Origin of the sequence: Azospirillum sp. A26 (assembly GCF_042604635.1) — a bacterium.
GTDB classification, from domain to species: Bacteria; Pseudomonadota; Alphaproteobacteria; order Azospirillales; family Azospirillaceae; genus Azospirillum; species Azospirillum palustre.
Window position 1 is genome coordinate 2,501,332 of record NZ_CP170472.1, and the last position, 22,570, is coordinate 2,523,901.

A 22,570-nucleotide genomic window follows, 5' to 3' on the forward strand; every position below is an offset into this window, starting at 1 on the left:
CTCACTCCCCCGCCGCCTGGAGCTTCGCGCGCCGGGCTGCCTGCCCGTCGTCGGCGATCCGCCCGTCGGCCAGCCGGACCGTGCGGTCGCAGCGCGCGGCGAGGCTCTGGTCGTGGGTGATCAGCACCAGCGTCGTGCCGCGCCGCTCGGCCAGATCGAACAGCAGCTTGACGATGGTGGCGCCGGTGTCGATGTCGAGGTTGCCGGTCGGCTCGTCGGCGAGCAGCAGCGACGGCTCGGTGACGAAGGCGCGGGCGAGCGCCGTGCGCTGCTGCTCGCCGCCCGACAGCTGGCCGGGATAATGGTGGATGCGATGGCCCAGCCCCACCTGCTCCAGCCCGACGCGGGCGCGGTCGAAGGCATCGGCGACCCCGGCGAACTCCAGCGGGATGGCGACATTTTCCAGCGCCGTCATGGTCGGCACCAGATGGAAAGCCTGGAAGACGATCCCCACATGCTGGCGGCGGAAGCGGGCCAGCCCGTCCTCGTCCAGCCGCCCGAGATCCTGGCCGGCGACGCGGATGAGGCCGCCGCTGGGGCGTTCCAGCCCGGCCATCACCATCATCATGGTCGACTTGCCGGAGCCGCTGGGGCCGACGACGCCGACCCGCTCCCCGGCCGCTACCTGAAGATTCACGCCGCGCAGGATGTTGACGGGTCCGGCGCCGCTGTCCAATTTCAGGTGGACGTCGTCGAGTTCAACGATGATTTCGTTTGAAGAGCGGGCGATGGAATTTGACGACGTTGCAGGGGACTGAGCCTTGGACATGCGACACTCGCACAAGCGGAATGGACCATCGCCATATGGCACGACCCGCCGGGCTTTCAACACGGGCGCCCTTGGCGCCGCACTGGCCTTTCTTGTTGCCGCAGGGGCATCGATGACCGTTCCGACCCGCGCGGTTGCCGCGCAGCCGTTGAAGCTGCTGGCGCTGGGCGACAGCCTGACCGCCGGCTATGGGTTGCCGGAACCGCAGGGCTTCACCCGCCAGCTGGAAAAGGCGCTGGCGGCGAAGGGCTACAGCGTCACCGTCGTCAATGCCGGCGTGTCGGGCGACACCACCGCCGGCGGGCGGGCGCGGCTGGACTGGGCGCTGGCCGACAAGCCGGACGCCGCCATCGTCGAGCTGGGCGCCAACGACATGCTGCGCGGGCTCGATCCCGGTCAGGCCAGGGCCAACCTCGACGCCATCCTGAAGACGCTGAAGGAGCGCAAGGTCCCGACCCTGCTGGCCGGCATGTTCGCCTCGCCCAGCCTGGGCAAGCCCTACACCGACAGCTTCAACGCCATCTATCCGGATCTCGCGAAGACCTACGATGTGCCGCTCTATCCCTTCTTTCTCGATGGGGTGGCGTTGCAGCAGGCGCTGATCCAGCCGGACGGGCTGCACCCCAACGCCCAGGGCGTGGCGGTGATCGTCGAGCGCATCCTGCCCTCCGTCGCCGCCCTGCTCGACAGCCTGCCGCAAATCCAGAAGACTACAGAAAAGACCGGAGGCTGACCCGCCATGACCGTAACCCCCATGAACGCGATCCTGGACAGCGACACCCGTTTTGCCGCCGCCTGCGCCGCCGGGGCGGAGTGGGGACCGACGGTCAAGGCCTGCCTGGACCGGCTGGGGCCGGTCGCCGGCTGCAACCTGGGTTTCCTCTACCTGACCGACGGGCTGGCGGAGCATGCCACCAGCATCGTCACCCTGCTGCGCGGCGTCACCGGCATCCGCCATTGGGTCGGCACCGCCGGCATCGGCGTGATGGCGAACGGCGCCGCCCTGTTCGACGAGCCGGGGCTGGCGATCATGGCCGCCCGCCTGCCGGAGGACAGCTTCCGCCTGTTCCCCACCCTGACCGATGGGTTTGAACCGCTGCGCGGCAGTGCCGGCGGCTGGCTGGACAAGCATGGCGCGGCGCTGGCGCTGGTCCATGTCGACCCGCACCATGCCGACATGGCCGGGCTGGTCGCCCGTTTGTCGGAGGAGGCCGGCGTCTTCCTGGTCGGCGGCCTGACCGCCTCGCGCGGGGAGTTCCCGCAGATCGCCGCCGGGGCGGAGGATGCCGACCCGGTCACCGAGGGCGGCGTGTCCGGCGTGCTGTTTGCGCCGCAGCTGCCGGTCGCCACCGCGCTGACCCAGGGTTGCCGCCCCATCGGGCCGACGCGCACCGTCACCGCCAGCGACGACAACGTGATCCTGGAGATCGACGGCCGCCCGGCGCTCGACGTGTTCAAGGAGGACATCGGGCCGGAGCTTGCCGCCGACCTGCGGCAGGTCGCCGGGTTGATCTGCGCCGGGCTGCCCATCGTCGGCTCCGACACCCAGGATTATCTGGTGCGCGACCTGATCGCCATCGATCCGCGCGCCGGCTGGCTCTCCATCGCCGACCGGGTCACCACCGGCCAGCCGGTGATGTTCACCCGCCGCGATGCGGAGACCGCCGCCGCCGACATGCGCAGGATGCTGGACAGCCTCAAGAAACGGGTGAAGGCGACGCCGAAGGGGGCGGTTTATGTCAGCTGCATCGCCCGCGGCCCCAGCCTGTTCGGTGCCGCCAATACCGAGCTGTCGATGATCCGCGAGGTCTTCGGCGACATCCCGCTGACCGGCTTCTTCGCCTCGGGCGAGGTGTCGCACAACCGGCTCTACGGTTACACCGGCGTGCTGACGCTCTTCCTGTAAAGATCATTTCGAATAAGGAACGTTCCGGATGCAGTATCGTCCGCTTGGCCGCACCGGCCTGTCGGTCAGCGCCATCGGCCTGGGCACCATGACCTGGGGCCGCCAGAACACCGAGGCCGAAGGCCATGCCCAGATGGACGCGGCGCTCGACCGCGGCATCAATTTCTGGGACACGGCGGAGATGTACGCCATTCCGCCCACCGCCGACACCTATGGCAAGACGGAGGAGGTGATCGGCAGCTGGTTCCAGTCGCGCGGCAAGCGCGACAAGGTGATCCTGGCCAGCAAGATCATCGGCCTGCCGGCCGGCGGCTTCGGCTGGATCCGCGAGGGCAAGTCGCGGCTCGACCGCGCCAACCTCTTCGCGGCGGTGGAGGCCAGCCTGTCGCGGCTGAAGACCGACTACATCGACCTCTACCAGATCCACTGGCCCGACCGCGTCACCAACCGCTTTGGCGTCCGCACCTACAAGCACAAGCCGGAGCAGGACGCCGTTCCGATCGAGGAGACGCTGGCGGCGCTGGCCGAGCTGATCCAGGCCGGCAAGATCCGCCATGTCGGGCTTTCCAACGAATCCCCTTGGGGCGTCATGCGCTACCTGCGCGCCGCTGAGGTGGCCGGGTTGCCGCGGGTCGCCTCGATCCAGAACGCCTACAACCTGCTGAACCGGACCTTCGAGAACGGCTTGTCGGAGGTGGCCCTGCGCGAGGATGTCGGGCTGCTGGCCTATTCGCCGCTCGCCGCCGGCACGCTGACCGGAAAGTATCTGAACGGCGCCATCCCGCCGGGCAGCCGCCGCTCGCTCGACCACCGGCCGTCGCGCTACAACACGGTCAATGCCGACGCGGCGACCGAGGCCTATCTGGACATCGCCCGCCGCCACGGTCTGGCGCCCAACCAGATGGTCATCGCCTTCACGCTGCAGCAGCCCTTCGTCACCTCCTCGCTGATCGGGGCGACGACGATGGAGACGCTGATCTCCAACATCGACTCCCTCGACCTGACCCTGTCGCCCGAGGTGATGGCGGAGATCGACGCCGTGCACAACCGCATGCCGGATCCGTGCCCGTAAGCCGCCTTGCTGCCCGCCCCCTTTATCGACTGGGGGCGGGTGGTTGCAGCAACCGGTCCTGCAACTCTGGAGGTGCCCCATGCTCCGCCTGTTCGTCGCGCTCGACCTGACGGAGGAGGTTCGCCGCCGGCTGGCCGGTCTGGGCGGTGGGGTGCCCGGCGCGCGCTGGACCGAACCTGAAAACATGCACCTGACCCTGCGCTTCATCGGCGAGGTGCCGGAGGATCAGGCGATGGACATCGATGCCGCCCTGGCGGAGCTGCGGGCGCCGGCCTTCGCGCTCACCTTCGACGGGGTCGGCGTGTTCGGCGCCGGCCGCAAGGCGCGGGTGCTGTGGGCGGGGGTGGAGCGCAACGAGGCGCTGGCCCATCTCCAGGCCAAGGTCGAGTCCGCCATCGTCCGCTGCGGCCTGCCGGCGGAGGAGCGGAAATTCTCCCCCCACATCACGCTGGCCCGGCTGAGGGATGCGCCGGCCGACCGCATCGGCCGTTTCCTGTCCGACCGCGGCCTGTTCCGCGCCGGCCCGATGCCGGTCGACCGCCTCACCCTCTACCGCAGCCATCTCGGCAACGGCGGCGCCGTCTATGAGGCGTTGCGGGACTATCCGTTGGACGGCGCCGTGGACGGCTGACTGCGCTCAGGCGGTGATGCTGTCCCAGGGATCGGTCTCGGCGTCCGGCTTGATTCCGGTGCCGGTGACGACCACCCGGTCCTTGCCGTCCTGCTTGGCGCGGTACATGCGCTGATCGGCCAGCTCCACCAGCGCTTCCCAATCGGCGGGACGGTCGGCGGTCTGCTCGGCGACCCCGATGCTGGCGGTCTGCAAACTGCCGTCCGGCCGCTTGCCGAAGCCGGCGCGGCGCATGCGCTCCACCGCGATCATCGCGCCGTCCAGCGGGGTGTCGGGCATGACGACCAGGAACTCCTCGCCACCCCAGCGGATCAGGGCGTCGGACTGGCGCAGCAGGCTGCGGATGGTGTTGGCGGCATGGCGCAGGACGCGGTCGCCTTCCTCATGGCCATAGCGGTCGTTGACCGCCTTGAAGTCGTCCAGATCGACGAAGATCGCCGTCAGCGGCTGCGCCGCCCGTTCGGCATGGGCGACCTGGAGTTTCAGCAACTCCTCGCCGATCCGGCGGGAGAAGGCGCCGGTCAGCGCGTCGTGCGCCGCCTGCTCCAGCAGCGCGATCATGAAATGCAGCTGGCTGATCGCCGCCAGCGTCGCCACCACCGCGATCAGCGCCAGCAGCCACAGCGCGCTGATGTATGAGGGGAACGGCATCACCAGCGAGCCGTAGAAGCCGGCGGCCAGATGGGCGCCCAGCATCGGTGCCGCGAACAGCGCCCCTTCCAGCGCGGTCAGCGGAAAGACGCTGAGCCCCGCCACCATCACGAAGGGCAGATAGCCGTAGCCGGCGCTGACGGCGATGCGCAGGTCGTCGACCCCCTGGTTGTAGAGCAGCGGGTGCGAGACGGCGAAGAAGACGGTCGGGATCGCCAGCAGCGCCGCCAGCCGCCACCAGGCGCATCTCATGTCCTCGCACGACCGGCGGTCGAAGGCGAGCGCCAGGAAGGCGGCGCTGGCGGTCAGGCGCAGCAGGATCAGCCAGATCGCCAGCGACCATTCGAAGACGGTGACGTCGATGGCGATCCACAGCGGCGTCAGGATGCCGAAGATCAGCGCCACCATGCGGACGCGCGACTGGATCATCGCGGCGCGGCGGCGTTGCAGGATCGGCGAGTGGCCCGCCGGCAGGATCAGATCGGGCAGTTCGTCGCTGCGGACGAAGGCGTCGACCAGCGCGGCGAGAAGCCTCTCAACCCGCATGCGGCAGCCTGCCCCCGGCACCGGCCGGACGTGTCGCCAATGGATTAGCCATGCTGGGTGATTACACGTGCATGACCGCCCCTTCAACGGCTTTTGCGCATAAACCGCCCGGCAGCCGTCGAAAACATGCAAAGATCCCAGTATGCGACAAAAAGTAACGGGCGGCGCATCATCGACGCGCCGCCCGTCCAGACAGGTCGGGTTTGTCCCAGGCGATGGCCGGGATCAGTCCTTCAGGTCTTCCCAAAGCTCCTTCACCTTGGCGAAGAAGCCTTCCGACTGCGGGTTCGACCCTTCCTTGGCGGCGCCTTCGAACTCGCGCAGCAGTTCCTGCTGGCGCTTGGTCAGGTTCACCGGGGTTTCCACCACCGCCTGGATGTACATGTCGCCGCGCTGGGCGCTGCGCAGCACCGACATGCCCTTGCCCTTGATGCGGAACTGGTGGCCCGACTGGGTGCCCGGCGGCACCGTCACCTTGGTGCGGCTGCCGTCGATGGTCGGCACCTCCACCGCCCCGCCGAGCGCCGCCGTGGTCATCGGGATCGGCACCCGGCAATGGATGTTGGCGCCGTCGCGCTGGAAGATCGGGTGCGGGGCGAGCGCCAGGAAGATGTAGAGGTCGCCGGCCGGCGCGCCGCGCAATCCGGCTTCGCCCTCGCCCGCCAGACGGATGCGGGTGCCGTCCTCGACGCCGGCGGGGATGTTGACCTGAAGGGTCTTCTCCTTGCGCAGCCGGCCGGAGCCGCCGCAGTTCTTGCAGGCGTCCTTGATGACCTTGCCGGCGCCGTGGCAGCCGGGGCAGGTCCGCTCGATGGTGAAGAAGCCCTGCTGCGCCCGCACCTTGCCGTGACCCTGGCAGGTTGGGCAGGTGATCGGCTGGGTTCCCGCCGCGGCACCCGACCCGTTGCAGCCGTCGCATTGCACGGTGGTGGGCACGCGGATGGTGGTCTGGGTGCCCTTGAAGGCGTCCTCCAGCCCGATCTCCAGATTGTAGCGCAGGTCCTGGCCGCGGCCGGACGCACCGCCGCCGCCGCGGCGCCCGCCCATGAACTCGCCGAACATCTCGTCGAAGATGTCGGCGAAGCCGCCGCCGCCGCCGAAGTCGAAGTTGAAGCCGCCGGCGCCCGCACCGGCGCCCGGACCACGGCCATTCTCGAAGGCGGCGTGGCCGAACCGGTCGTAGGCCGCGCGCTTCTGATCGTCCTTCAGGACCTCATAAGCCTCGCTGACTTCCTTGAACTTCTGCTCGGCGTCCTTGTCACCCTGGTTGCGGTCCGGGTGGTACTGCATCGCCATCTTGCGATAAGCCTTTTTCAGCTCATCCGCGCTGGCGTTCTTCGCCACACCGAGCAGCTCGTAATAATCCTGTTTTGCCATGGGGGCCGACCGCCTTTGAGTCGTTCTGGTCCAAACTGTCCGCGTCGCGTCGGAGCCTGACCCCAGCATACCGAAGGCCCGCCGCCGGGGAAAGGCGGCGGGCCATCGATGCTCGCGTCAGGTCCGTATCAAAAAGAAGCTGGCGTCGGGCTTACGCCGACTTCTTCTTGTCGTCCTGGACCTCTTCGAAGTCGGCGTCGACGACGCCCGGCTCGTTCGGCTGGGCGCCCGGCGCCTCGCCGCCCGCAGCCGGGGCCTCGCCCTGGCCGGCCTTGTACATCGCCTCGCCCAGCTTCATGGAGACCTGGGCCAGGGCCTCGGTCTTCGCCTTGATGCCGTCCAGATCCTCGCTGTCCAGCACCGACTTCAGCTCGGCGACGGCAGCCTCCGCGGCGGTCTTGTCGGAGGCCGGGATCTTGTCGCCGTTCTCCTTGATGGTCCGCTCGGTGGTGTGGATCAGGGCGTCGGCATGGTTGCGGGCGTCGACCAGCTCGCGGCGCTTCTTGTCGTCGGCCGAGTGGGCCTCGGCGTCCTTGACCATCTTCTGGATGTCGGCGTCCGACAGGCCGCCCGAGGCCTGGATGCGGATCTGCTGCTCCTTGCCGGTCGCCTTGTCCTTCGCCGTGACGCTGACGATGCCGTTGGCGTCGATGTCGAAGGTCACCTCGACCTGCGGTACGCCGCGCGGGGCCGGCGGGATGCCGACCAGATCGAACTGGCCCAGCATCTTGTTGTCGGCCGCCATCTCGCGCTCGCCCTGGAAGACGCGGATGGTGACGGCGTTCTGGTTGTCCTCGGCGGTCGAGAAGGTCTGGCTCTTCTTCGTCGGCACCGTGGTGTTGCGGTCGATCAGGCGGGTGAAGACGCCGCCCAGCGTCTCGATGCCCAGCGACAGCGGGGTGACGTCGAGCAGCAGGACGTCCTTGACCTCGCCCTTCAGCACGCCGCCCTGGATGGCGGCGCCGATGGCGACCACCTCGTCCGGGTTCACGCCGCGGTGCGGTTCACGGCCGAAGAACTGCTTCACCGCGTCGATAACCTTGGGCATGCGGGTCATGCCGCCGACCAGGATCACCTCGTCGATCTCGCTGGCCTTCAGCCCGGCGTCCTTCAGGGCCGCCTTGCAGGGCTCGATCGTGCGCTGCACCAGCTCGTCCACCAGGGCTTCCAGCTTGGCGCGGGTCAGCTTGATGTTCAGGTGCTTCGGACCGGTCTGGTCGGCGGTGATGAAGGGCAGGTTGACTTCAGTCTGCGTGGTGGACGACAGCTCGATCTTCGCCTTCTCGGCAGCTTCCTTCAGACGCTGCAGCGCGAGCTTGTCCTTGCGCAGGTCGATGCCCTGCTCCTTGCTGAACTCGTCCGCGAGATACTCGATGATCCGGCTGTCGAAGTCCTCGCCGCCCAGGAAGGTGTCGCCGTTGGTCGACTTCACCTCGAACACGCCGTCGCCGATCTCCAGCACGGAGATGTCGAAGGTGCCGCCGCCCAGGTCATAGACCGCGACGGTGCCGGACCCCTTCTTCTCCATGCCGTAGGCCAGTGCCGCGGCCGTCGGCTCGTTGATGATGCGCAGGACTTCCAGCCCGGCGATCTTGCCGGCGTCCTTGGTGGCCTGGCGCTGGCTGTCGTTGAAGTAGGCCGGGACGGTGATGACCGCCTGCGTGACCTTCTCGCCCAGATAGTTCTCGGCGGTCTCCTTCATCTTAGTGAGGATGAAGGCGCTGATCTGGCTGGGGCTGTACTTCTTGGAGTGCGCCTCGACCCAGGCGTCGCCGTTGTCGCCGGAGATGATGCGGTAGGGAACCAGGCCCTGGTCCTTCTTCGTCAGCGGATCGTCGAAGCGGCGGCCGATCAGACGCTTGATGGCGAAGAGGGTGTTTTCCGGATTGGTGACCGCCTGGCGCTTGGCGGGCTGGCCGATCAGCCGCTCGCCGCCCTGGCTGAAGGCGACCATGGACGGCGTCGTCCGCGCGCCCTCGGCGTTCTCGATCACCTTGGCGCTGCCGCCTTCCATCACGGCGACGCACGAGTTCGTGGTGCCGAGGTCGATACCAATCACTTTGCTCATGTTCAGCCTCTTTCGTTCGGCAGATGCGTGGCGGCCCGTCTGGTCCGGCACCGCCGCGATCCCCATAGGGTCGGTGAAACGTCGGTGGAGCGCTTGGGGTCCTGGTGTCCGGGGGCGACACATCAAAGCGATGCCCCCGGGTCCGGCCCGTGCTGGCGGAGATATAGGCGGAGCCGTTTCGGGCTGCAACAGGGTGGCGCGCCTTTCGGCCTGCAAAAGCGGGGAAAAAACGCGTCCCCGACATCCTTTGCCACACCGCCGCCGTCCTGTTGCGCCTGGCAATAGAATACCTGCGTATTCAAGTACGCAAGGACGAGTATCCCGATATTCAAGCGCGATGATTCAAATCGTCACAGGTGTTACAAGAGATAAATCCTTAGCTCATGAACTAGTCAAGGAAGTTAACCTTTCATTAACAAGCAACCGCGTGCAAAGCGGTGTGCAATCAATTCGCAGTTGCTGTGATTATTCAAGTTTTGGAGAATCTAATAGTGAAAACTCAAAAGGAATATGCTATCTCGTTTGTCCATTGGGGATGACCGCAAGGGACGGGGCCGGCAATGCTGCCGCTGCCGCCGCCCAACCATGCGGTTCAATTGCGATGCTGGTCACACAGGTGTGAAAGGGAAGCGCGATGATGGACGAACGACGCGATGTGGCCCTGGCCATCAAGTCCTGCCTCGACAGCCTGATGAGCGATGCCACGCGATGCGATCTGGACGATCTGGTGCGCTTCCTCAGCCTCGCCGCCCTTGCGGCCGAGGAGGCCGCCGTCGCCCACGACCCGCGTGCGCTGCACATGAAGGCGCTGATGGCCACCGGGGCCGGCCACTGCTGACCGGCGCTCCCCCGTGACCGTGTTGCAGCAGACCCTGGTGCAGCACCCTTGTTTCGAAGAGGCGGATGGCTTTCCGCCTCACAAAACCTGCCGCCTCACAAAATCTCCGCATTGCGGATGGCGTCGTCGATCCGGCCCAGCATCTCGGCGCAGGATTCGTCGCCATCCATCAGGTCGGGCAGCGCGAAGCTGAACATGGCGACCGCGGCGACAGGTCCTGCCGCATCGGCGCGCTCCGCACCGACCAGCCACAGATAATGCGTCTCCGCCCGGCCGTCCTCTTCCGTCCGCATCATCGCCTGGGCGATCACGGCGCCGTCGGCCCGGCTGTCCACGGTCCGGTCCCCTGCCCGCTGGTCCTGCGGCCGGACAAAGCGCAGAGCCATCTCCTGCAGGGTTGCGGCGGTGCCGCCGGAGTCCGGTCGCGGCACCACCCGGTCGGTCACCAGCCGCAGAACGCCGGCGGCCGGCGGCGGCGGCCGGAAGGTGCCCACCGGCTGGTCTTCATGCTCCTCCACATCGACGGCCCAGCCGGCCGGCAGCCGGAACCGCACCGTGTCGGCCCAGCCGATGTCGGAGCCCTGCGCGCCGCCTTGCCCGCCCCCCGGCCCGCTTGCTGAATAGGTGTCGTCGGCCATGGCCCGCTCCCGAAAAATCGCCCGCTTGTGAAAACGCCCAGTTCCGGAAACCGCAGCGCGCCGCGCGGCGGCACGCCGGAAGCGGCACCATAGGCGCGGCGGAACCGGCCGCCAATGCCCGATTGATGCGGTCGGAGATGCCCCGGACTCGGCCCCGGAAACTGCCGATGCGGCCGGTTATTCCGGGATCAGGAACTGCACGCCCAGCCAGCGCCAGCGGCCGTCGGCGGCCGGCAGCGTGCAGTTGACGCGGGCCCGGCCCGGCGGGAAGGGATCACGGATGCGGACCTCCACCCGGTCCTCGGCGATGCGTTCCAGCGCGGTGCGGCCCTGGCCGGTGGCGAAGCAGGCCAGCTTGGAGCTGTCGCCCACCCCGTCGGCGATGGTGAAGCCCAGCGGCGGCGGGTTGACGGTAACCAGCGGATCGTCGGGCGTCAGGTCCGACACCGGCAGCGGCAGCGCGTTGGCCGCCAGTTCGAACCGGTCGGCGCTGCCGTAGGTCTCGTTCATGACGAAGCGCGGCAGGCTCCAGGGATCGGCCTGCGGATGCAGAACCCCGGACTGCTGGCCGAAGGCGGCGGTGAAGCCCTGGTCGATCACCATCTGCCGCACCGCCAGCGAATATTCGCCCTGCGGATAGGCCAGGACCGCCGGGCGCCGCCCCAGCTCCGCCTGGAAGCGGTCGGACATCCGGCGCAGGTCGGCGGCGAGCTGATCCGGGCTGCGCGCCAGCATCGACTGGGTGGAGGTGCCGAGCGCCCCGATGGTGACGCCGGCCGCCGCCAGCTGGCGGATTTCGCCCCAGGTCATGTGGGCGGGGGAGCCGCGGTCCACCGCGTCGGTGGCGACGAACAGGGTGAAGGGCAGATTGGCCGCCTTCAGCCGCGGCCACGCCTCGGTGAAGGCGGAGCGGCTGGCCTCGTCGATGGTGATCGCCACGGTGCGGTCGGGCAGCGGCTTGCCGGTGCGCAGGGCGTCCAGGATCTTCGGCAGGGGCAGGACGGTGTAATCACCGTCGGTCAGCTCGTCCAGATGCGCTTCGAACTGGTCGATGCGGATGCTGATCGACGGGTTCTGGTCCTCGCCGAAGCGGTCATAGGCGAACACCACCGCGCTGGCGCCTTGCGGAGAGGCGGCTTCGGCGGCGGCGGGCCGGGACACCGGCACGAACGCGGTCCAGATGGACAGCGCGGCGGCGGCGACTACCGAGACGGCACGACGGAACGGCATGGCGCCCTTGCGGAAAAGGCTGATCGGGGCGACCTCCGCCCCAACGCAAATGATGTGCCACAGTCCCCGTCCTGCGAACAAGCGCTGTCCGCCGCTTTCCTGCGGAGAGCAGAGATGCGGTGCGCGCGTGCAACAATGGAACGCCTGCGGCGCAGCACACGTGGAAATGAGCTTGGGCAAACGAGCTTGGGCAGTTGAGTTCGGGCCAGTACCGGCCGCCCCTGTCCCTACATCAGCCGGCCGCCGGCCGCGGCGTCGGTCAGCAGCGGGTAGCGTTCGGCATCCGGCAGCTGGTAGTGCCACCATTCCGAGGGGTAGTGCTCCCAGCCCGCCCCCACCATCACGCCCAGCAGCAGGGCGCGGTTGCGCTGCTGTTCGGCGGTCAGGTCGCTGCGGCCATGGTGCGACCGCTCGGTCATCGCGTCGAAGCCGGTGCCCATGTCCAGGGGCACGCCGGCGGCATCCACCAGCGTCAGGTCGATCGCCACGCCGCGGGTGTGGTTGGACCCCAGCCGCGGGTCGGCGATATAGGTGGGGTCGGGGAAGGCATGCCAAAGCCTCCATTGCGCCTCCGCCGGGCGGAAGGCATCGTAGACCCGCAGCCGGCAGCCGATGCCGCGGGCCAGCCGGATGGCGTCGGCGAGCCGCCGGGCCGCATCGGGGTGCAGCATGCACACCGCCGAGCGGTAGATCGGCACGCCCGACAGGTTGTCGGCGGTGGCGTAGAGAAGCTCCAGGTCGATGTCGAAGGCCGGAGGCGTGATCTCGGTCAGCATGAACAGGGCAACCGTCGGCGTATGAGGAAGACGATCGTCCTGTAGCATGGCCGCGGCGCCGTCTGCCATGGTCGCGGGTCTGCCATTCCCATGCGGACGGGTTCCGTTTCGGGGGAGTATCGTTTTGTGAGAATGCCGGGCGGGATGGAAATCCGTGGCGGCCGGGCTTGCGTATTATGAACGGGCCGTCCGCGGGTTGCGGCGGCAGGGAAGGTGGGGTGATGAAGGTTCTGGGTCTGGATACGGCCACGTCCGGCTGTTCGGCGGCCTTATGGGATGGAACGGCCGGTCAGGATGACGGCGCGCGCGTGACCGTCCGGCGCAGCCCGCCCATGGCGCGCGGGCAGGCTGAAGTGCTGGTGCCGCTGGCACAGGAGGTGCTGGCCGATGCCGGCGCCGGTTTCGCCGAACTCGACCGCATCGCCGTCACCGTCGGGCCGGGCGCCTTCACCGGGCTGCGCATCGCGCTGGCCGCCGCGCGCGGCATCGCCGTCGCCCAGGATCTGCCGGTGATCGGCATCACCAGCTTCGACGCCATCGCCCATGGCGTGCCGGCCGCCGAGCGTGCCGGCCGCTTCCTGCTGGTTGCCGTCGACAGCCGGCGGGCGGAACCCTTCCTTCAACTCTACGACGCGGCGCTGGCCCCCGTCGGCGATCCGGCGATGCCCGATCCGGCGGCGATCCCCGGCTGGCTCGACGGGCTCTACCCGCCCGGGCCGCTGCTGCTGGCCGGTGACGCGGCGGCGGCGGTGGCGCCGCTGCTGGCCGGGCGTGCAGATCTGGCGCTGGCGTCCGGCGATGGGCTGCCGGATGCCGCCGTGGTGGCGGCGCTCGGGGCCGTCCGCCCCACCGGCCTGCCGTCCGAACCCTTCTATCTCCGTCCGCCCGACGTCACCCTGCCGAAGACTGGGGGGCCGAAGACGGGCGGGTCGAAGACCGGGGATCCGAAGACCGCGGCAGCCAGGCCAGGGAGCAAAGCCGTACCGGGCGGAGGAGCCGCGGCATGACCGCCGCCGCCGTCCGCCTCCACCCCGCCGGCCTGCTGGAGGCGGGGGTGGTGGCGGCCCTGCAGCAGGCCTGCTTTCCGGACGATCCATGGGACGAGGCGTCGGTCGCCACCCTGATCGTCCCGCCGGCCGGCTTCGCCGCCATCGCCCTCGATGACCGGGACCGGCCGCTCGGTTTCGTGATGGCCCGGGTCGCGGCGGAGGATGCGGAGATCCTCGCCATCGGCGTGCTGCCGCAGGCCCGCCGCGCCGGCATCGGCCGCCTGCTGGTGGAGGCCGCGGTCAGCGGATCGCAGGACCTGGGCGCGACTGCGTTGTTTCTTGAAGTCGCCGAGGATAACCCGGCAGCTTCGAGTCTATACAAGGCCAGCGGCTTTTTTTCCGTCGGGCGCCGCCCTGGATACTACAAACGACCGGATGGACGGGTCGCCGCACTTGTCCTGCGCCGCAATCTTGACGGGGCATAGGGGTTAATTTTTCTGCACGATCAGGCGGTGGACTCCATCCGGCTCATCCATTCGTTCGGGGTGGACAGACAGAATGCTGTGACCCAACTCGATCAAGGATCGTGGAACGTTTTCCAAGGGTTCGCCGGCATTCAGCCGGACTTCGAGGGTCTGCCCCGCGTCCATCCGCTCCACCATCAACTTGGTCTTGACGAAGGTTAACGGACAAACCTGCGAGGTGATGTCCAGAAACAAGTCTGTGGAGATTTTTTCGGTCACCGATTCCTCTTTGTTCCAAAGGATGGATATTGCACGATGCAGGAAACCTCTTTATATGGTGAGGTACGAATGCCGCGGAGCAAGCTTACATGAGCAACGGGTCCCCTTCCAACGCGCTGTTGTCTCTGACCACGGAGATCGTGGCGGCGCATGTCTCAAACAATACAGTCGCACTGACCGATCTTCCGACTCTGATCGAGCAGGTCTACAAGTCGCTGGCCAATGTCGGCACCGAACCGGTGGTGGCGGAAGAGCGTCCGCAGCCCGCCGTGCCGATCAAGAAGTCGGTCACGCCGGACTATATTGTGTGCCTGGAAGACGGCAAGAAGCTGAAGATGCTGAAGCGCCATCTCAAGACGGCGTACAATATGACCCCAGAAGAATACCGTGACCGCTGGGGCCTGCCGGCCGACTATCCGATGGTCGCGCCGAACTACGCCCGCCAGCGCAGCTCGCTGGCCAAGCAGATCGGTCTCGGTACCCGCGCCCGCCGCGGCGCCTGAGGATTGGGGGTCCCGCAGGGCGGACCGGTGCCGTGCCGGCGCCGCCGCCCTTTCCGCCCCCTTCCCTTCCCTTCCGCGTCCGTCCTTCCCGCCTTCGCTGCGGGTGGCCCGTCCGGCAGGGCATCGGCGCCGACGCACGCTCCGGCGCTCCAGACTCCATAACTGCCAAATTCACGCAGGCCGATCCGCTGCCGGTCAAGGCTGTCGGCTGACCGCGTGCCGCGCTGTCGGCTACGATGTCGGTTGACCGGCAACCGGCGGATCGTGTTATGCCTTGTGGCGCGCGCGACTCTGTCGTCCCGACCCAGCCGCTGCGGCCCGGCCGCCGTGGCCCGGCCGTTACAGTCCGGCGGCGTCAGGCAGGGAGGCGCAGCGCATAGTCCCGAACCATCATCGCAGCGGACCCTCGACATGGCTGATGCAAGCTTGGACCAGCCGGGCATGACCCGGACTAGCCCGGAGCGGCGCGAGGCGTCCGCACCCGACCCCGGTGTCGGTGGCGAGAAGCTGACGGACGGCATTCGCCTGGGCACCCTGGAGGTGCGGCTGGCCCGCTCGGCGGAAGAGATCGATTGGGCGCAGGCGCTGCGCTACCGGGTCTTCTATGACGAGATGGCGGCGGTTCCCTCGCCGGCGATGCAGGCCCGCTCCCGTGATTTCGACGATTACGACGGGGTGGCCGACCATCTGCTGGTCATCGACCATGCCCGCGGCAACGGCCCCGACATGGTGGTCGGAACCTACCGGCTGATCCGCCGGCCCGCCGCCGAGAAGGTCGGCCGTTTCTATTCCAGCGACGAATACGACATCGGCCGCCTCGCCAGCTATCCCGGCGAGGTGCTGGAACTCGGGCGCTCCTGTGTCGATGCCGGCTATCGGTCGCGCGGCAGCATGCAGCTGCTGTGGCAGGGCATCGCCGCCTATGTGTTCCAGCACGACATCGCCCTGATGTTCGGCTGCGCCAGCCTGCCCGGCACCGATCCGGATGCGCTGGCGGAGCCGCTGTCCTACCTCTATCACCATCATCTGGCCCCGCCGGAGCTGCGGGCGACGGCCTTGCCGGAACGCTTCGTGTCGCTGGACCGCATGCCCAAGGACCAGATCGATCCGCGCCGCGCGCTGAACATCCTGCCGCCGCTGATCAAGGGCTATCTGCGGCTGGGCGGCTTCATCGGCGACGGTGCCGTGATCGACCACCAGTTCAACACCACCGACGTCTGCATCGTGGTGAAGAGCGATCTGATCACCGACAAGTACGCCAAGCATTACGAACGTCGCAGCCGCGACAGCCAAGCCGGCTGAGGACCCCATGACCCGCACCGCCCGCGCCCTGGGCTCCTCCGGCCGCGGCGCCCTGCGCCTGACGGTCTATCTGCTGTGGACGCTGCTGCTGATCCCGCTGCAGGCCCTGGCGGTGGCGCGGAACTGGCGTCTGTGCCGCACCCTGCCCTCCTTCTATCACGGCACCTGTGCCCGGCTGATCGGGCTGGATGTGGTGGTGCGCGGCCAGCGTGTGTCGGACGGGCCGGTGCTGTTCGTGTCCAACCACTCCTCCTACCTCGACATCATAGCGTTGGGGTCGCAGATCCCCGGATCCTTCATCGCCAAGTCGGAGGTCGGAACCTGGCCCCTCTTCGGCCTGCTGGCCCGGCTTCAACGCACGGTGTTCGTGGAACGCAAGGCCCGCGCCTCGGTCGACAAGCAGCGCGACGATATCGGCAGCCGTCTGGATACCGGGGACAGCCTGATCCTGTTCCCGGAGGGCACCTCCAGCGACGGCAACCGCACCCTGCCCTTCAAGACCGCCCTGTTCGCCGTCGCCGCCCGCCGCATCGACGGCCGTCCGGTGACGGTGCAGCCGGTCAGCGTCGCCGCCACCCGTCTGGACGGCATCCCGATGGGCTTCGCCTTCCGCCCCTTCTATGCCTGGTACGGCGACATGGATCTGGCGCCGCACCTGTGGCAGGTTTTCCGCCTGGGCGGCATGACGGTTGAGGTGGAGTTCCATCCGCCGGTGACCATCGACGGCTTCAGCAGCCGCAAGGCGCTGGCCGAGCATTGCCACCGGGTGATTTCCGACGGCGTCGCCAGCGCCATTTCCGGCCGTCCGTCCGTCCCCGCCCCGGCCCCGGAGGCCACGTCTCCGGCCCCCGCTCCCACCGCCGCGAGTGCTTGATTCCGCTCTTGTATCCGATGCGGCACTCGCCTATAAACAGCGGGCGCGCGGGTGTAGCTCAATGGTAGAGCAGAAGCTTCCCAAGCTTACGACGAGGGTTCGATTCCCTTCACCCGCTCCAAACGCCATGCCGGCTGCATGGCATACGGCCTTGGGCCGCTTCATTTCCTGAAAATTTGAAATTTCAAAGACGGGCGGTTCGCACCGATGGGTGCGGATGGGCGCTCTCTTTTGCGTGGGCGCTTCGCCGATGGCGCAATTGCTCGAAGAGCCCCGATCTCTGAAGCTGGGCGACGCCGTTCAGCAGAGAGAGGGGAACCGCCGATGCCGCCGATCGAAAGAGCCCGCAGGCTGAGCCGCTCGCTGCAGGCGCGCTTCCGCATCGACCTGTTCTCCGCCCTGGTGGAGCGCGAGTTCGAACGGCGTCTGGCCGACGCCATCGTCGAGGCCGAACGCGACGCCTACCGGCGCGGGCGTGAAGAAGCACAGGCGGGGCTGGCCGCCGGTGCGGTCAGTCCAGTTCAACGGCCGGAAGCGGCGGTTCGGCCGGACGGCCCGCCCATGACCATGTGAGGCCGGCGCGCTCGGCGCAGGCATAATGCCAGGGGTTCTGATCGCCATGTCCGGCCCAATGGGGGTCGCCGGCACGGATCGGCCGGCCGCAGGAACAACACAGCGGCCCGTTGCGTCCGGCACGGCCAGCATGCGCGCGCGATGCGCCGGTCTTGGTCGACTTCGGCTTCGGTTCCCAGCCCAATGAGGCGGGATGCCGTCCATACAGCGCCATGGTGGTTCCCCCGGTTCGCCCTGATTGCGTTCGCCCTGATTGCGGATGATCCCCCGATCCCGGTCCGGCGGCCCCGGCAACGAATCCTCCGAAAACGAGGCCGTCGATAACGATGCCGCCGTGACGGGGCGAGAATGCCGTCCGCGGTCCGCTTTGCCAACGACAAGGATGGACAGGATCCAACCCGAAATCGCCGGGCCCGCACCTGTGCAATCTTTCAAAACCATTTCCGTCACAGGGCGCCAGGACAGAGGACACACAATAATCACCGGCTTTGACGACGGGAGACACATGATTGCGCTTCCCAACTTTCGGTGGTTGCCAGCCGATCGTCTTTTGGTCTGTTTCCGGTCACATCGATGTTCATATCTGGTTAACCGTCCGGGACTAGCGTCCGCCGCCTTCGCTGCACTGCGGCATGTTCTTCGTGCGAAGGCGTTCCATGACGGCATTTCTGCTGGATTATCTTCCGACCCTGACCTCCCACTCCGTCACGCTGTCGCCGGTTGCGGCAACCGGCATCGCCGGACTGTCGGCGGCCACCCTGTCGACGCTGCTCGGCGGCCGGCGGGCGATCCTGCTGGCGCAGGCGACAGCCTCCTCCCTCTTCCTGCTTCACTTCCTGTTGCTGGGCGCCCAGACCGGCATGCTGATGTGCGGGCTGGGGTTGATCCAGATGGCGGTGCGCCTGCGCCGGCACCCCGGCCGGGCGCTCGGTCTTCTTTATGGGCTGACCGTTCCGGCGGCGCTGGCGGTGGCGGTGCTGAGCTGGCAGGGACCGATGTCGGCGCTGTCGGCGACCGGATTCCTGCTGGCCACGCTCGGCCGCTGGCAGAGCGAGGTCGGGCGGATGCGCCTGTTCTTCATCCTGGCGACCCTGGTCGGGTCGGGACACAATCTGCTGGCCGGCTCGGTCTTCGGGCTGGTGTCCGACGCGATGGGTCTCTCCGGTCATTGCATCGGCCTGTGGCGGGCGGGGATCTTCCGCGGCCGTCCGTTCCACACGCGCAACCCCTCCGGCCAAGTGACGGCATAAAGGCGTCATCGTCTGGCCTGTCTCTCCCGGAGTGCTCCCGGTGGCTGGTGGGAACATTCGGCCCTGCGCATTGGTTGTGGCAGCGTAGGGGACGCATGGGAGGGCTTGCCGTCATGGAAAAGGACGAGATCGTCGATACGCTGAACGAGCTGATCCGGATCGTCGAGGACAGCCACGAAGGCTACCGGCAGGCTGCCGAATCCGCCGAGGACGAGGATCTGAAGGCCCTGTTCAACGATCTCGCCGCCCAGCGCGGCGCCATCGTGCGCGAGATTCAGCGGCTGGTCGCCGAACAGGGCGGGGCGCCGGACATGGGCGGCACGATGTTCGGCGGTGCCCACCGCTTCTTCCTGGAACTCAAATCCACCGTGCTCGGCCATGACCGGGCCGCCATCATCACCGAGGTCGAGCGTGGCGAAAGCGAATGCCTGCGCCGCTATGACGAGGCGATGGCGAAGGAGCTTCCGCTGCCGATCACCGCGGTGATCGCCCAGCATCTCGACCGCATCCGCGTCGACCGGGACCGCATGGCGGCCCTGCGTGGGGTGGTGGCTTGATGGTGCGTCGCAGCATTGCGGGTGTGGAAAAGCGGGCGTAGGCTTTTTCCAATGGCTGCAACGAACCGGTACGGCCGCAGGGTTGTGCCGCTGCCATTGCCGATCATCCGGCTCCGGTGGCCGGATGTCCACTCCACCTGGACATGGATTGATGAACAGCGACAAACCGAAGACTGCGGACCTGACCGGCAACGATCTGGTGACGAAGGGCGCTTTCGCCCTGTATCGCGCCGAGAATGCCCACCGCGTGTCCGAATTCGAGAAGTCCCAGAATGCCGAGGCGGCCATCGCCGCCGATTTCGACGCCTACCGCACCCGTTACCTGCGGAAGTTCAAGGACGTCTTCGAAAGCCTGACCGAACAGGGGCTGACCGTCACCCGCGCGGTCTGAGCGTTATGTGGACGGTGCCCGGCCCGGCGACCGCCTGGGCGACCGCTTTCCGGGCGCCGTCCACCCCGCTTCCGTCTGCCAGCTCCGCCGCTGCGGCAAGCCGTCAGCACCGACGGATTGCGGATTGAAACGAATGGGAAAGCTGCGGGGCCGCCGCTATACTGCGCGGCATGGCCCGTATGCTGTTCCTCCGCGACATCGACGCCGACGTGCAACTGCGCTGCCGCGCCTGCGGACATGGCGGCGTGCTGCCCCGTGCCATGCTGGAACGGCGCTTCGGCCCCAATTACCCGGTCCTGTCGATCGCGCCGCATTACCGCTGCTCGCGCTGCGACTCCCGCGACATCGAAAGCCGGCCGATCCTGATCGTTCCGGAGGCCCCCGCCGCTGCCCCCACCGCTGACGAACCGTCCTTCGACGCGCCGCTGGCGGCGCTGAACGGGCTGCTCGCGTCGCTACGGGGAGACAATGGTCCGGACAAGGCCGTGGACAGGGAACCGCCCGCTCCGCCGCCTCCCCCCGCCTCCACTCGCGCCAAGCCCCTGTCGGAGCTTCCGCTGTCCGACCTCGTGGCCGACGGGCCGGGAGACGGCGAGGCCGAACCGTTGTGGGAGCCGGTTTCCCTCGCCGACATGGCGGCCCGGCTTGGCCGCAGCTCGCCGGCCGACGAGTGGGACGACGATCCGGATGAGGAGCCGACTGCGGCCGATCCGAGGGGTACGGCCAAATTCCCGGCCAACGACGCGGTGCCGGAACCGGGGCCTGCGGGCATTCCGGACGATGATGATGATGGCGACGACGAGACGCTGATGGCGATGCGCCAGCTGCTGGCGCAGGCCTATGGGTCGGATGACGAGTTCGATGATTATCGGGGGGACGATCAGGGGGACAAGCGGGACGGCGCCATGCCGCAGCCGACCGCCGCTCCCAACGATGACGAACCGCCGGTCTTCTCGCACAAGGTTCTGGTGCGCCGGGATTTCGAGGACGAGTGGGCCGATACCAATACCGATCCCGATAGCGAGACCGATGCCGACCCCTGGGCAGCGGACGCGGAGGACGACGACCACGAGGACGGCTTCGACGACGAGGAACCGGACGGCGAGGAACCGTCGGAGGAGGACATCCTGTCCTTCGCCATCCGCGACCCGGAAAAGCCCGCCACAGCCTCCCGTCCCGCCAAGCCTGTGCCGCCGCCGGCCGCCGAACCGCTCGACTTCGATCAGCACCGCGCCGAACGCCGCGCCCTGCGCCCGCCGCCGCCGGAGGATGAGGAAGGCTTCGACCGCACCCTGGCCGCCCTGCGGTCGATGATCGAGGATGCGGCGAGCGGGACGGAGGAGGAAGAGGCTCCGCCCCCGCCGCGCAGGTCGTCGCGCGGCGCTGGCCAGACGGCCGACAGGTCCGTGGCAAAGCCGGTGGACAAGCCTCTTCCTCATGAGGAGGATGACGAGTTGCCGGCCGGGCGGGACGACGACGATGGCTGGTCGCTGCCGGCCGGCTGGGGCGATCCCGACCCGGAGCCGGAGTCGGCTGCACCGGAGTCCGCCTCCCTCGACACGGCCCCAGCCGGGCGCCGCTCGGCCCAGGAGCGCGAGATCGAGGAGGCGATGAAGGCCCTGCGCGGGCTGATCGAGGACGAGGTGAACGCCGACCCGCCGGCATCTCCCCCGGTGCCCCCGCCGGCCCAGCCGAAGCCCCGTGCCGGCAAGCCACGCCAGGTCCGCGGCGGACCGGCGGCGCCGGACGCCGTCCGTCCGCAAAGCATCCAGGCACCGGATGTGGCGCCGCCGGAAGAGGACATGTCCGGCAAACCCGCCGGCGAGCCGACGCCGCTCAGCAAGACCATCGCGGCGCTGCGCGGCATGCTGGAGCTGGACGGCCGGCGCAAGCGCTGACGCGCCGTCCCCTCCAGCCGGAGGCCGCTTATTTGCGCAGGCGCTTTTCCTGCATGATTTCCAGCTGCAGCTGCTGGATTTCGGTCAGCCGCTGCCACTGGCGTTGGATCAGATAATCCATCTTCTCGTGCAGGTGCCGGATTTCCAGCTCGGCCTTCAGGTTGACGCGATAGTCGTTTTCGGAGCGCAGGCGGTCCTTCGCCTCCTGCCGCTTCTGGCTCATCATGATGACCGGCGCCTGGATGGCCGCCAGACAGGACAGCAGCAGGTTCAGCAGGATGAAGGGATAGGGATCGAAGGCGCGCGCATCGCCCTCGATGATGTTGATCAGCATCCACACGCCGAGGAAGAAGGCGAAGGAGAGCAGGAAGGCCCAGCTGCCGCCGAAGGTGGCGAGGCCGTCCGACAGCCGTTCGCCCAGCGTGCGGTGGTCGTCGTATTCCTCCTCCGGGTTCTCGGCCAGCGTCTCGTGCCGGGCGAGGCTTTCGGCGACCTCGCGGTCCAGCTCGCTGAGTTCGCCATGCTCCTCCTTCAGCAGCTCGGCGACATAGAGCGAGCGGTAGCGCGCCAGCTCCTGCCGGCTGATCTGCGCGTCATGCTCCAGATGCGGGTGGTCGTGGCGGATGCGGTCGGCCAGGCTGGGCCGCAGCGCGTCGAGCGCGATCAGGTCGCGCTTCGGCCGGCGCTTGCCGCTGATGGCGCAGGGCTGCCGCTTGGACGCCAGCAGGCCGCCGGCCTCCTCCTCGCCGGACGGATAGGTCGGTTCCGCGGGCTCGTCACCGTCCTCCGGTGGAAACTGATGATCGGCCATGATGTCGCCCTCCCTGCATGCACACTCCGGCGCGGGCGACTTTATGCCTGATTATTTTGACAATCCGGTTAAATCACCGAAAGGCGAAGACCGCGGGTAAGGAAGCGGTCGCCTTGCAAAGACTGGACAGGGCCGGCGATGCCCCTCGCATTGGCTGTCCATCGGGCAAATCCAGAT

The 22,570-nt window shown here is 68.0% G+C and carries 25 protein-coding genes and 1 tRNA gene; 17 read left to right on the forward strand and 9 right to left on the reverse strand.

Annotated elements, in window-relative coordinates:
* Position 1: 1 nt before the first annotated feature.
* Positions 2 to 769 (reverse strand): ABC transporter ATP-binding protein, encoded by a 768-nt coding sequence (locus ABNQ39_RS12605; protein ID WP_376957909.1) that lies wholly within the window; start codon positions 767 to 769, stop codon positions 2 to 4.
* A 112-nt stretch (positions 770 to 881) separates the two neighbouring features.
* Here ABNQ39_RS12605 and ABNQ39_RS12610 point away from each other — a divergent pair, with 112 nt between their 5' ends.
* The 4 genes from ABNQ39_RS12610 to thpR all read left to right on the forward strand — a co-directional run bounded on the left by ABNQ39_RS12610 (position 882) and on the right by thpR (position 4,378).
* Positions 882 to 1,502 carry an arylesterase gene (locus ABNQ39_RS12610; RefSeq protein ID WP_376957910.1) on the forward strand — a complete coding sequence of 207 codons (621 nt, stop codon included), beginning with the start codon at positions 882 to 884 and terminating at the stop codon, positions 1,500 to 1,502.
* 6 nt (positions 1,503 to 1,508) lie between these two features.
* The gene (locus tag ABNQ39_RS12615; RefSeq protein WP_376957911.1) at positions 1,509 to 2,675 is read left to right on the forward strand and encodes an FIST signal transduction protein; all 1,167 of its coding nucleotides are present in this window, start codon (positions 1,509 to 1,511) and stop codon (positions 2,673 to 2,675) included.
* Between the two features lie 28 nt (positions 2,676 to 2,703).
* A complete protein-coding gene (locus ABNQ39_RS12620; RefSeq protein ID WP_376957912.1) occupies positions 2,704 to 3,747 on the forward strand; it encodes an NADP(H)-dependent aldo-keto reductase in 1,044 nt (347 codons plus the stop codon).
* 79 nt (positions 3,748 to 3,826) lie between these two features.
* Positions 3,827 to 4,378 (forward strand): RNA 2',3'-cyclic phosphodiesterase, encoded by a 552-nt coding sequence (thpR, locus tag ABNQ39_RS12625; RefSeq protein WP_376957913.1) that lies wholly within the window; start codon positions 3,827 to 3,829, stop codon positions 4,376 to 4,378.
* A gap of 6 nt (positions 4,379 to 4,384) precedes the next feature.
* Here thpR and ABNQ39_RS12630 read toward each other — a convergent pair whose 3' ends face one another.
* The 3 genes from ABNQ39_RS12630 to dnaK all read right to left on the reverse strand — a co-directional run bounded on the left by ABNQ39_RS12630 (position 4,385) and on the right by dnaK (position 9,020).
* On the reverse strand, positions 4,385 to 5,575 hold the full coding sequence (locus ABNQ39_RS12630; protein WP_376957914.1) for a GGDEF domain-containing protein: 1,191 nt from the start codon (positions 5,573 to 5,575) through the stop codon (positions 4,385 to 4,387).
* A 225-nt stretch (positions 5,576 to 5,800) separates the two neighbouring features.
* On the reverse strand, positions 5,801 to 6,952 hold the full coding sequence (gene dnaJ, locus ABNQ39_RS12635; RefSeq protein ID WP_376957915.1) for a molecular chaperone DnaJ: 1,152 nt from the start codon (positions 6,950 to 6,952) through the stop codon (positions 5,801 to 5,803).
* Positions 6,953 to 7,103: 151 nt separating this feature from the next.
* Positions 7,104 to 9,020 carry a molecular chaperone DnaK gene (gene dnaK / locus ABNQ39_RS12640; RefSeq protein WP_109052287.1) on the reverse strand — a complete coding sequence of 639 codons (1,917 nt, stop codon included), beginning with the start codon at positions 9,018 to 9,020 and terminating at the stop codon, positions 7,104 to 7,106.
* Between the two features lie 337 nt (positions 9,021 to 9,357).
* Between dnaK and ABNQ39_RS12645 the strand changes: the two genes are divergently transcribed.
* Together ABNQ39_RS12645 and ABNQ39_RS12650 are read left to right on the forward strand one after the other, a co-directional pair.
* Entirely contained in the window at positions 9,358 to 9,642 is a 285-nt protein-coding gene (locus ABNQ39_RS12645) for a hypothetical protein (protein WP_376957916.1), read from the forward strand.
* Positions 9,643 to 9,654: 12 nt separating this feature from the next.
* On the forward strand, positions 9,655 to 9,858 hold the full coding sequence (locus ABNQ39_RS12650; protein ID WP_376957917.1) for a hypothetical protein: 204 nt from the start codon (positions 9,655 to 9,657) through the stop codon (positions 9,856 to 9,858).
* A gap of 95 nt (positions 9,859 to 9,953) precedes the next feature.
* Here ABNQ39_RS12650 and ABNQ39_RS12655 read toward each other — a convergent pair whose 3' ends face one another.
* From ABNQ39_RS12655 to ddpX, 3 genes are all read right to left on the reverse strand, one after another.
* The gene (locus ABNQ39_RS12655) at positions 9,954 to 10,496 is read right to left on the reverse strand and encodes a hypothetical protein (RefSeq protein WP_376957918.1); all 543 of its coding nucleotides are present in this window, start codon (positions 10,494 to 10,496) and stop codon (positions 9,954 to 9,956) included.
* Positions 10,497 to 10,673: 177 nt separating this feature from the next.
* Complete coding sequence (locus ABNQ39_RS12660) at positions 10,674 to 11,726, reverse strand: polysaccharide deacetylase family protein (RefSeq protein ID WP_109096003.1); 1,053 nt, start codon at positions 11,724 to 11,726, stop codon at positions 10,674 to 10,676.
* 227 nt (positions 11,727 to 11,953) lie between these two features.
* Entirely contained in the window at positions 11,954 to 12,502 is a 549-nt protein-coding gene (ddpX, locus tag ABNQ39_RS12665) for a D-alanyl-D-alanine dipeptidase (protein WP_376959786.1), read from the reverse strand.
* A 221-nt stretch (positions 12,503 to 12,723) separates the two neighbouring features.
* Between ddpX and tsaB the strand changes: the two genes are divergently transcribed.
* Together tsaB and ABNQ39_RS12675 are read left to right on the forward strand one after the other, a co-directional pair.
* Positions 12,724 to 13,509, forward strand: coding sequence for a tRNA (adenosine(37)-N6)-threonylcarbamoyltransferase complex dimerization subunit type 1 TsaB (tsaB, locus tag ABNQ39_RS12670; protein ID WP_376957919.1), 786 nt, complete (start codon positions 12,724 to 12,726; stop codon positions 13,507 to 13,509).
* Positions 13,506 to 13,976, forward strand: coding sequence for a GNAT family N-acetyltransferase (locus tag ABNQ39_RS12675; RefSeq protein ID WP_376957920.1), 471 nt, complete (start codon positions 13,506 to 13,508; stop codon positions 13,974 to 13,976). The genes tsaB and ABNQ39_RS12675 overlap by 4 nt, the downstream gene beginning before the upstream one ends.
* Before the next feature lie 3 nt (positions 13,977 to 13,979).
* Here ABNQ39_RS12675 and ABNQ39_RS12680 read toward each other — a convergent pair whose 3' ends face one another.
* Entirely contained in the window at positions 13,980 to 14,234 is a 255-nt protein-coding gene (locus tag ABNQ39_RS12680; protein WP_098740857.1) for a sulfurtransferase TusA family protein, read from the reverse strand.
* 89 nt (positions 14,235 to 14,323) lie between these two features.
* Here ABNQ39_RS12680 and ABNQ39_RS12685 point away from each other — a divergent pair, with 89 nt between their 5' ends.
* The 9 genes from ABNQ39_RS12685 (at position 14,324) to ABNQ39_RS12725 (ending at position 21,582) form a co-directional block, all read left to right on the forward strand.
* Positions 14,324 to 14,737: a MucR family transcriptional regulator gene (locus tag ABNQ39_RS12685; protein WP_014249126.1), complete on the forward strand. Its 414-nt coding sequence runs from the start codon at positions 14,324 to 14,326 to the stop codon at positions 14,735 to 14,737.
* A gap of 411 nt (positions 14,738 to 15,148) precedes the next feature.
* A complete protein-coding gene (locus ABNQ39_RS12690) occupies positions 15,149 to 16,039 on the forward strand; it encodes a GNAT family N-acetyltransferase (RefSeq protein ID WP_376957921.1) in 891 nt (296 codons plus the stop codon).
* A 7-nt stretch (positions 16,040 to 16,046) separates the two neighbouring features.
* Complete coding sequence (locus ABNQ39_RS12695; RefSeq protein ID WP_376957922.1) at positions 16,047 to 16,913, forward strand: lysophospholipid acyltransferase family protein; 867 nt, start codon at positions 16,047 to 16,049, stop codon at positions 16,911 to 16,913.
* Between the two features lie 47 nt (positions 16,914 to 16,960).
* Positions 16,961 to 17,034 (forward strand) — tRNA-Gly (locus ABNQ39_RS12700).
* 203 nt (positions 17,035 to 17,237) lie between these two features.
* Positions 17,238 to 17,486: a hypothetical protein gene (locus ABNQ39_RS12705; RefSeq protein WP_109052293.1), complete on the forward strand. Its 249-nt coding sequence runs from the start codon at positions 17,238 to 17,240 to the stop codon at positions 17,484 to 17,486.
* A gap of 656 nt (positions 17,487 to 18,142) precedes the next feature.
* The gene (locus tag ABNQ39_RS12710) at positions 18,143 to 18,736 is read left to right on the forward strand and encodes a YgjV family protein (RefSeq protein WP_376957923.1); all 594 of its coding nucleotides are present in this window, start codon (positions 18,143 to 18,145) and stop codon (positions 18,734 to 18,736) included.
* A 113-nt stretch (positions 18,737 to 18,849) separates the two neighbouring features.
* The gene (locus ABNQ39_RS12715; protein ID WP_098740852.1) at positions 18,850 to 19,293 is read left to right on the forward strand and encodes a ferritin-like domain-containing protein; all 444 of its coding nucleotides are present in this window, start codon (positions 18,850 to 18,852) and stop codon (positions 19,291 to 19,293) included.
* A 151-nt stretch (positions 19,294 to 19,444) separates the two neighbouring features.
* Positions 19,445 to 19,684 carry a hypothetical protein gene (locus tag ABNQ39_RS12720; RefSeq protein WP_376957924.1) on the forward strand — a complete coding sequence of 80 codons (240 nt, stop codon included), beginning with the start codon at positions 19,445 to 19,447 and terminating at the stop codon, positions 19,682 to 19,684.
* A gap of 179 nt (positions 19,685 to 19,863) precedes the next feature.
* Positions 19,864 to 21,582: a hypothetical protein gene (locus ABNQ39_RS12725; RefSeq protein WP_376957925.1), complete on the forward strand. Its 1,719-nt coding sequence runs from the start codon at positions 19,864 to 19,866 to the stop codon at positions 21,580 to 21,582.
* A 28-nt stretch (positions 21,583 to 21,610) separates the two neighbouring features.
* Here ABNQ39_RS12725 and ABNQ39_RS12730 read toward each other — a convergent pair whose 3' ends face one another.
* Positions 21,611 to 22,393: a DUF1003 domain-containing protein gene (locus tag ABNQ39_RS12730; protein WP_376957926.1), complete on the reverse strand. Its 783-nt coding sequence runs from the start codon at positions 22,391 to 22,393 to the stop codon at positions 21,611 to 21,613.
* Positions 22,394 to 22,570 lie beyond the last annotated feature (177 nt).

Excerpts from the sequence above, each read along its gene's own strand:
- ABNQ39_RS12605 (WP_376957909.1), bottom strand. The coding sequence starts at position 769 with ATGTCCAAGGCTCAGTCCCCTGCAACGTCGTCAAATTCCATCGCCCGC.
- ABNQ39_RS12610 (WP_376957910.1), top strand. The coding sequence starts at position 882 with ATGACCGTTCCGACCCGCGCGGTTGCCGCGCAGCCGTTGAAGCTGCTG.
- ABNQ39_RS12615 (WP_376957911.1), top strand. The coding sequence starts at position 1,509 with ATGACCGTAACCCCCATGAACGCGATCCTGGACAGCGACACCCGTTTT.
- ABNQ39_RS12620 (WP_376957912.1), top strand. The coding sequence starts at position 2,704 with ATGCAGTATCGTCCGCTTGGCCGCACCGGCCTGTCGGTCAGCGCCATC.
- thpR (WP_376957913.1), top strand. The coding sequence starts at position 3,827 with ATGCTCCGCCTGTTCGTCGCGCTCGACCTGACGGAGGAGGTTCGCCGC.
- ABNQ39_RS12630 (WP_376957914.1), bottom strand. The coding sequence starts at position 5,575 with ATGCGGGTTGAGAGGCTTCTCGCCGCGCTGGTCGACGCCTTCGTCCGC.
- dnaJ (WP_376957915.1), bottom strand. The coding sequence starts at position 6,952 with ATGGCAAAACAGGATTATTACGAGCTGCTCGGTGTGGCGAAGAACGCC.
- dnaK (WP_109052287.1), bottom strand. The coding sequence starts at position 9,020 with ATGAGCAAAGTGATTGGTATCGACCTCGGCACCACGAACTCGTGCGTC.
- ABNQ39_RS12645 (WP_376957916.1), top strand. The coding sequence starts at position 9,358 with ATGATTCAAATCGTCACAGGTGTTACAAGAGATAAATCCTTAGCTCAT.
- ABNQ39_RS12650 (WP_376957917.1), top strand. The coding sequence starts at position 9,655 with ATGATGGACGAACGACGCGATGTGGCCCTGGCCATCAAGTCCTGCCTC.
- ABNQ39_RS12655 (WP_376957918.1), bottom strand. The coding sequence starts at position 10,496 with ATGGCCGACGACACCTATTCAGCAAGCGGGCCGGGGGGCGGGCAAGGC.
- ABNQ39_RS12660 (WP_109096003.1), bottom strand. The coding sequence starts at position 11,726 with ATGCCGTTCCGTCGTGCCGTCTCGGTAGTCGCCGCCGCCGCGCTGTCC.
- ddpX (WP_376959786.1), bottom strand. The coding sequence starts at position 12,502 with ATGCTGACCGAGATCACGCCTCCGGCCTTCGACATCGACCTGGAGCTT.
- tsaB (WP_376957919.1), top strand. The coding sequence starts at position 12,724 with ATGAAGGTTCTGGGTCTGGATACGGCCACGTCCGGCTGTTCGGCGGCC.
- ABNQ39_RS12675 (WP_376957920.1), top strand. The coding sequence starts at position 13,506 with ATGACCGCCGCCGCCGTCCGCCTCCACCCCGCCGGCCTGCTGGAGGCG.
- ABNQ39_RS12685 (WP_014249126.1), top strand. The coding sequence starts at position 14,324 with ATGAGCAACGGGTCCCCTTCCAACGCGCTGTTGTCTCTGACCACGGAG.
- ABNQ39_RS12690 (WP_376957921.1), top strand. The coding sequence starts at position 15,149 with ATGGCTGATGCAAGCTTGGACCAGCCGGGCATGACCCGGACTAGCCCG.
- ABNQ39_RS12695 (WP_376957922.1), top strand. The coding sequence starts at position 16,047 with ATGACCCGCACCGCCCGCGCCCTGGGCTCCTCCGGCCGCGGCGCCCTG.
- ABNQ39_RS12705 (WP_109052293.1), top strand. The coding sequence starts at position 17,238 with ATGCCGCCGATCGAAAGAGCCCGCAGGCTGAGCCGCTCGCTGCAGGCG.
- ABNQ39_RS12710 (WP_376957923.1), top strand. The coding sequence starts at position 18,143 with ATGACGGCATTTCTGCTGGATTATCTTCCGACCCTGACCTCCCACTCC.
- ABNQ39_RS12715 (WP_098740852.1), top strand. The coding sequence starts at position 18,850 with ATGGAAAAGGACGAGATCGTCGATACGCTGAACGAGCTGATCCGGATC.
- ABNQ39_RS12720 (WP_376957924.1), top strand. The coding sequence starts at position 19,445 with ATGAACAGCGACAAACCGAAGACTGCGGACCTGACCGGCAACGATCTG.
- ABNQ39_RS12725 (WP_376957925.1), top strand. The coding sequence starts at position 19,864 with ATGCTGTTCCTCCGCGACATCGACGCCGACGTGCAACTGCGCTGCCGC.
- ABNQ39_RS12730 (WP_376957926.1), bottom strand. The coding sequence starts at position 22,393 with ATGGCCGATCATCAGTTTCCACCGGAGGACGGTGACGAGCCCGCGGAA.